Annotated in this window: 5 protein-coding genes and 1 pseudogene; 1 reads left to right on the top strand and 5 read right to left on the bottom strand. The window is 60.3% G+C overall.

What is annotated here, in order from left to right; genetic code table 11:
• Nucleotides 1-416 precede the first annotated feature (416 nt).
• Nucleotides 417-887: a VOC family protein gene (locus ACR65W_RS05560; protein ID WP_434498212.1), complete on the top strand. Its 471-nt coding sequence runs from the start codon at nt 417-419 to the stop codon at nt 885-887.
• A 155-nt stretch (nt 888-1,042) separates the two neighbouring features.
• On the opposite strand, the gene ACR65W_RS05555 is transcribed toward ACR65W_RS05560, so the two are convergent.
• The 5 genes and pseudogenes from ACR65W_RS05555 to ACR65W_RS05535 form a co-directional block, all read right to left on the bottom strand.
• Nucleotides 1,043-1,354 (bottom strand): hypothetical protein, encoded by a 312-nt coding sequence (locus ACR65W_RS05555; protein ID WP_434498211.1) that lies wholly within the window; start codon nt 1,352-1,354, stop codon nt 1,043-1,045.
• Between the two features lie 583 nt (nt 1,355-1,937).
• Nucleotides 1,938-2,309 (bottom strand): hypothetical protein, encoded by a 372-nt coding sequence (locus tag ACR65W_RS05550; protein WP_434498210.1) that lies wholly within the window; start codon nt 2,307-2,309, stop codon nt 1,938-1,940.
• Entirely contained in the window at nt 2,306-3,076 is a 771-nt protein-coding gene (locus ACR65W_RS05545; RefSeq protein ID WP_434498209.1) for a hypothetical protein, read from the bottom strand. The genes ACR65W_RS05550 and ACR65W_RS05545 overlap by 4 nt, the downstream gene beginning before the upstream one ends.
• A gap of 588 nt (nt 3,077-3,664) precedes the next feature.
• A pseudogene (locus tag ACR65W_RS05540) lies at nt 3,665-4,036 on the bottom strand (transposase); the annotation flags it as partial.
• Between the two features lie 604 nt (nt 4,037-4,640).
• Nucleotides 4,641-7,247 carry a PAS domain S-box protein gene (locus ACR65W_RS05535; RefSeq protein WP_434498208.1) on the bottom strand — a complete coding sequence of 869 codons (2,607 nt, stop codon included), beginning with the start codon at nt 7,245-7,247 and terminating at the stop codon, nt 4,641-4,643.
• Nucleotides 7,248-7,250: the final 3 nt, after the last annotated feature.

The raw sequence follows: 7,250 nt of genomic DNA, 5'->3' as shown, positions 1-7,250 counted from the left end.
TCGGGTTCGATGGAACGGCGGACGGGCGGCCAAGCTGAGGAACGGGCTCGATCGCCCGAGGATGAGCCGGCGTCCCGTCCGCCACCGCAGCGGCAATGTTAGCCGATCCGGCACGGTTTAAGTTACAAGGATGAGGAAACCTCCGCCTTCTCGACAGGCAAATCGCGAAACCGACAGCGGCGGAGCGCCAGCAAAATAACCAGGAGCAGCCATGAGTTCGAAAGTTCACCCCCCCCTCGCCCTCATGCTGAGGAGGCTCCGCAGGAGCCGTCTCGAAGCACGAGGGCGAGTTCACGAAGGCGACGCATGAACATTTCCTCGTCCTTCGAGACGCGTGCGCCGCACGCTCCTTTAGGATGAGGAAACCTTCACCCGATCACGCGTTGGAAATGACAGACAGGAAGCAAGGAGCAGCCATGCAGTCGAAAGTCAGAACCTGTATCGCCTTCAAGGATCAGGCGGAGGAAGCGGCGCGCTTCTACGTCTCGATCATTCCGGACTCGGCGTTCGAAAGCGCCTTCCGCCGCGAGCCGGACGGGCCGGCGCTGCTGGTCTCCTTCACCCTCGCCGGCGCGCCCTATCAGGCGCTGAACATGGGCTGCGAGCCGAGCCACAATGAAGCCTTTTCGATCTCGGTGACGACCAAGGATCAGCGCGAGACCGACGCGCTATGGGACAAGCTGCTCGAAGGCGGCGGCGCCGAGATCCAGTGCAGCTGGCTCAAAGACCGCTTTGGCGTGCGCTGGCAGATCGTGCCGGAAGCCTTGCCGCGCATGTTCATGGATGAAGATCGCGCCGCGGCGGGCCGCGCCTTTCAGGCGATGCTCGGCATGGTGAAGATCAACATCGCCGCGCTCGAAGCGGCGTTTCGCGGCGATTCCGCTTAAGCCAAGCGCACGATCGGCGCGGCGTCGTACTTGGAGCGCTTCCCGATCACATGTCTCATGTGATCGATAGGAAGCGCCCAAAACCCTTGGCGCAGGTTCTCATCGAAAAAGCCTGTCAACTTTTTCGGAGCCTGCTCAAACATTGGCGCAGGTTCTCATCGAAAAAGTCTGTCAACTTTTTCGGAACCTGCTCGCGCGGCGACGGCGTTCCACTCCTTCTCCCAGAAGTCGGCGACGCCGAAGCGCGCGATGACCGCGCCTTTGTCGTCGAGAACGATCACCTCGTCGAAATCGACGACGTCGAGCGCCTTGGGACTGGAGAGCTCCATCTCGAAGAAGCGGCTCACCTCGGCGACGACGCTCGCCGCATCGGAGGATTCCCGCTCATATTCACGCAGCGGCTTCAGCTTCACATGGCCGCCTTCGGTCTCAATGAATTTCACTTCACGAACACGATAGATCGCCATTGTCTTACCCTCGCTCGCGCTGGGCGCATCTGTGTGAAATTGGTTGCGCAAGCGGCGCGTCAAGAGGGATAGCGGGACCGTCGCTGTGGTTGGAAACATGCGAGCAAAGCTGTCATTTCCAACGCGCGGCTAAGCATTGTCATTCCCGACGCGCGCGCAGTGCGCGATCGGGAATCCAGAAATGCCGATCATTCACGAATTTGCTCTGGATTCCCGATCAGGCCTTCGGCCTGTCGGGAATGACATTGAGGGCATCATCCCAACTCGCGCCCTCATGCTGAGGAGGCGCCGAAGGCGCCGTCTCGAAGCATGCGCGCCATCCCTGGCTGGAGAGTGGGAAGCGAAAGCTGTGTACTTGCAAACCGATCAGCGCTCATAGAATAGCATCGTGAAAGGGCGAACAGCGATCACGATCGTGAGCGGCACGACCCAGGCCATGTGAAGCAATAGGAGCAAGGGAAGGAGTGGAGTGTCAGTAAGGGCCTTACCTCGCCAGCTTTGGACCGCACCCACCACAAGTGACAACACGAAGGACAAAGCGAAGATGAGCGCCCAAATGTCTCCCGCGCGATTCAGCCACCAATTAACCATCCACAAGGTCGAATTGTTTGCGCAGATGTCGCTCGGCCTCATCAAGTGCATTGCCGAATCCCGCGCCGTGGCCGCTGTGCGCGATCTTCCAGTTTGAGCCGTCGTTCGGCACATCGAGTTTTACAACTCGCCATACCTGCGTCCCCGACATCTCACCACGATAGCGCTTCTCGACATATTCAGTAACCAGAACCCCCAGCTGCTCTGCGGTCTTATGCTGCTTCATGGCTGGTCCCTTGTGTGTCACCACCTTCCGCACCATTTCCTTGAACCGCTCGGGATCGGCGTCTATCCCGAGTTCGCGGGCGGCTTTGACGAAAGCTTTGCTTTGCTCGTTATCGGCGCGGCTCATCTGCTTAGTCATGCGGTATCCAATTGGTAGGACGTGACGTCCGCATTGGCTGGAATGACTATTCCGCCCGCCTGTGAAAGTATGGACCGTAACGCCGGTTCGGTGCGGTCATAATCAACAAGAGCCGCCGTAACGACAGGCGGAATTCTGATTGCCTTAGAGTCGCTAATCTTCATGTTGGCGAGCGCAACCGCTTGTGTGGTCGGCGAAACGAGAGCGAACAGGTGGACGATACTTCCGCCGTCTTCAACGCCCGCGTCAAACTCCCAGTTGCGACCGGTTGCGCCCTTGAATTCAAGGTCAAAGCGAACTTTTTTACCAAAAGCGGCTTGCAGCCGTTTATCGAACAGCGCACGTGAACGCTTGAGTCGCGGCTGTTCTAACGATGCGACTAGGCGCTCCATGGCACGCGCCGAAGAATTCGCAATTGCGCCTACCGCGACAGGTAGCGTGTCGCGCGAAATGTCCTCTAACAGAAATACTCCCTTTTCAAAGCTTACACCGCACCGCTGAGCGAAGCCTCCGGCAATGCGATTGAGTGCTGTGGCCGCTCCCATGGTTTCCGCTATCTGGGATGCATAGCCGTCGTCAGAAACGGTGTAACCATTACGGGCTTCATCGATCCGAACCGCTACTCCAACACCGTTGGGATACGTTACGCCCGTTGACACAAAAGCGGATGTATTCCGCACAATACTGCGGTATAGCGCCTTAGGCAGTTCCGCGACTACCTCGCGCATGTCTGCTTTTGCGGTACTCATACCAACGTCCTTGTCCATGGCGGAGGCGAAAGCCCCATCATGTCGGGGCATTTCCAGAGCCTCGCGCAAATGTCAGTATACTGCGAAAAGTTCCCTATCGCATCAGGCAAAGGCACGGCTATGCCGCATCCTGACTGATCGAATGCGTGCAGCCCATATGATGCATTCAAGTCGAATGGTAACCAACGATCCCAAAGGCGCTGGTTACGGTGCGGCGGCGGAGCTTTCGCGGGATTGTCATGATATCGCAGCGGTCTCCACTCAACCGGGTTTAAACGAAGTGCACGATTGGATCCGGGTAATCGCACTTCAATGTGCCCGTAAACGTCCTCTTCCCATGCGTCGGCTGGCGTCGTGATCCGGATCGAGACGCCGCCTCGGAGCGTGCCGTTAAGCCGGAGTGCGACAATGAGACTCAGCTTCGTCGAGGTTCGATTCGGCACGATTTCCCATGTAGGCGTCGCGTCAAAGCTTTTCTTTGCTTCGTCCACGAAGCGCAGCCGGTCTAAGATCTGACCGGCGTGACGGCCTTTCATACGTGATCAGCTGGCAGGTACGTGAGTCGCTTGCCCTTGATACTCATCAAGGCACGCTCCGCCTGTTGGACCGCATGGCTTCACGAATGCGATGCGCCAGAAACCACGCCGTCCTGTACTGGACGCCTAGAATGCGATGCAGCTGATGGCTGCTAACGCCCTTTTCGGAATAGCAAAGCAGGTGCAGCGCCTGAAGGAACTTATGAAGCGGTATGCGGCCATGCTCGAAAACCGTGCCAACCTTCACGGTGAACTGTTTGCTGCAATCGCCGCACTTGTGGAGGCCAAGGCGCACGCGCTTCTTGACGTTCGCTTTGATGTTGCTGATGCGACCCGTACAACCGCAATGGGGGCAGACCGGACCTGCTGGCCACAACGCTGCCTCCAGGAAGGCGAACGCCGATTCCTCATTATGAAAATGGTGCTGACTGAAAACCGAGATAGCCATGATCGCGTCTCTAGCAATTCTTGTAGCAAATGTCGGTTAGGTTTGCAAGATACATAGTCCCCCGGAGAAATAATTAGGCCGCGTTACAGGACATAATACGGATAGCTAGGAGTCGAGGCCGGTTCTTACGCGGCGAACAGATTTCCCGCCTCTTGACATTTCCGGAATAAATTCCTATCCTCTGCCTGCCTTCGTCAAGCGAGGGCGCGGCTCAGGGTCGAGCGGCGCCGGCGAAGGACGGATCCGGCGGGACGAACGACCCTCGTTCCCTGGTCCGGCGGCGCGTCGCCGGTCTGGGCTTCTCTCCTTTGCGCGGAGACGCATGAGCCCTTCGATAAGCGCAAGCTTACTGAAACTCATGTGCAGGCTTTGAAAGCCCGGACCGCAATATTCGAGGTTGGCGCAGGCGTCGGTTACCCGAACGATGGGGAGCGGCTCCCTCAGCCCGGAGGCGGCGAGACGACGCGATCCGTGTCCGGGAGAAACCGGCCGTCGAAGACACTTCTCTGCGCTGCGGCCAGCGACGGCCGGGGCGTCCCGGACCGCTCGCCCCCCGCGCCTTAACGGCGGCGGGACATCTTCGCGCGCGCTTTTTTCCTCAGCACACTTGCGCCACCACCATGGCGACGTCGTCCGACGCCGGCGCCTCGCCGCGGAAGGCGCGCACGTCGGCGAGCACCGCCTTGATGAGGTCGCGCGGCGAGAGGCGGCGATGCTGCATGAACGCGGCGGACAGGCGTTCGAGTCCAAAGAAGTCGCCCTGGCGGTTTTGCGCCTCGGTGATTCCATCGGTGTAGAACAGCAGCTTGTCGCCCGCGGCGAGTTCGAGACTCCCCTCCTTGAAATCGACCGTGCGCACGACGCCGAGCACCAGGCCGTCGGCGTCGAGCTGCACGCACACCGCGCCGTCGGCGCGCAGCAGCAGCGGCGGATTTTGGCCGGCGTTGGCGTATTGCAGCGTGCGCGTCTGCGGCAGGAAGCGGCAATAGAACATGGTGATGAAGAGGTCCGCGGCGGTCAGGTCCTCGTGCAGGAGCTCATTGAGGTCGCGCAACAGCTCCGCCGGCCCGCTCAAAGCGTTCGTCGCCTTTCGCGTTTCGGCGCGCAGCGTGCTGCGCACTTCGGTCATGATCAGCGCGGCGCCGACGCTATGGCCGGAAACGTCGGCGATGACGATGTCGATCACGCCGGAATTTTCGAAATAGTCGAAATAATCGCCGCCGACATGCGTCGCCGGCACGCAGATTCCGGCGATCTCCATATGCGGAGTGCGCAGCGGCGCGTTCGGCAGCAGCGACAGCTGGATCTGCTTGGCGATTTCGAGTTCGTGGCGATTCTCTTCGACGCGCCGCCGGTCGGAAATATCGGCGTGAACGCTGACGAAATGGGTGATGCGCCCCGCCTCATTGGCGACCGGCGAGATGGAGAGTTCGTCCCAGAAGGAGACGCCGTCCTTGCGGTAGAATTTCACCACCACCTGGCAGCTGGTGCGATGCACGATCGCGTTGCGGATCTTTTCAAGCGCCGCAGGATCCGTCTCCGGCCCGCGCAACAGATGCAAACTGTGCCCGAGCAGCTCTTCGCGGGTGAAGCCGGTGATCCGGCTCAGCGCCGGATTGACGTAGATGTTGGGAACGCGAGGCGCCTGCGCATCCCAGACCGCAATGCCGATGGGGACGGATTCGATCGCGCGATTGCGCACGCGCAGCGCGTCTTCGAACATCTTGCGCGAGGTGATGTCGTGATCGACGCCCCGCCATTTTACCAGTCGGCCGCCTTCGTCGAAGATCGGCGCGCCGGTCGACTCGGTGAAGACGTCGCCGCCGCTCTTGTGCCGATAGTGGTTGACGACGCGATGGAAGGCCCCGTACAGCGTGGTCAGGCTCGGCGCCGTGTCGGGAGCGGCGTCTTCTGCGCTCTCCTTGGCCAAGAGATCGAGATAGGACTTGCCGACTACCTCTTCGGGCGTCATGCCGAGCACGTCCTCGACGGCGCTGCTGCTATAAGTGTAGCGGCCGTCCGGGTCCTGCTCCCACAGCCAATCGCCGGCCATGTCGGCGATCTGCCGGAAACGCTGTTCGCTCTCGAACAGCGCCTCCTTGTCGCGCTTCTGTTCGGTGATATCCTGCTGAATGGCGAGATAATGGGTGATCTCGCCCTTCGCATTGCGCAGCGGCGTGATGATTTCGGAGGCCCAATAGAGCTTGCCGTCCTTTCTCTTGTCCTGGATCTGTCCACGCCATTCGGCGCCGGCGCGAATGCTCTCCCAGAGCCGCCGATATTGATCGCCCTCGGTCCGCTTCGATTGAAGCATCCGCGGATTCCGGCCGATGAGTTCATGCGGCGGATAGCCGGTCAGGCTGGCGAAGCGGCTGTTCACATATTCAATTTCGCCATCTTTATTGGTGATCATCACCGCAATCGGGCTTTGCTCAACGGCGGCGGAGAGCGTCAGCAGCCGTTCTTCGGCGCGTTTCAGCCGGGTCAGATCATGGGTGACGCCGACGAAGTAGCGCGTGCCGTCGAGCCGGATTTCGCCGATCGAGAGATACATCGGGAAGGTCGTGCCGTTCTTGCGCCGACCGACGACCTCGCGGCCGACGCCGATGATCTTCTTGACGCCGGTTTCCCTATAGGCGGCGAGATAGCCGTCATGCGCCTCGCGATAGGGCGACGGCATCAGCATCTTGACGTTTCTTCCGAGCGCTTCCTCGGTGCGGTAGCCGAACAGCTTCTCCGCGCCTCTGCTGAAGAGCAATATGTCGCCGGCCTCGTTGATCACGACAAGACCGTCGACCATGCCGCCGAAGATGGTTTCAAGCTTTTTCGTCGTCTCGACGAGCGCATCGGGCTCATTCGGCCCGTCGATAGAACGAAGTTTGAGCAACGAGCCGCCATCGCCATTGCCGGAAAGCGCGTCAATTTCGCAGCGCACGTCAAGCGTTCGTCCATCCTTGCGCCGAATGCGCAGGGACAGCCGTTCGCGGGCGCGCGGCGACGGCGACGGCGACGGAGGCTCGCAATCATCGGCGTCTGGCGCGAGAAGCCGCGGAAAGAAAGGCTGGCCGCGAAGCTCCCTTTCGCAATAGCCCGTGAGACGTTCGGCGGCTCGGTTCATCGATCTCAGGGCGCCTGACGCCTCGAGGATACAAAGAGCCCCATCGAAAGCGTCGAGAATGGCGCGATCGGCCGCGACCGTTTCCATGCG

Origin of the sequence: Methylocystis sp., from assembly GCF_051062815.1 — a bacterium.
Classification (GTDB): Bacteria; Pseudomonadota; Alphaproteobacteria; order Rhizobiales; family Beijerinckiaceae; genus Methylocystis.
The sequence above is the reverse complement of the archived record's forward strand: the minus strand, read 5'-3'. Positions and strand labels throughout refer to the sequence as shown.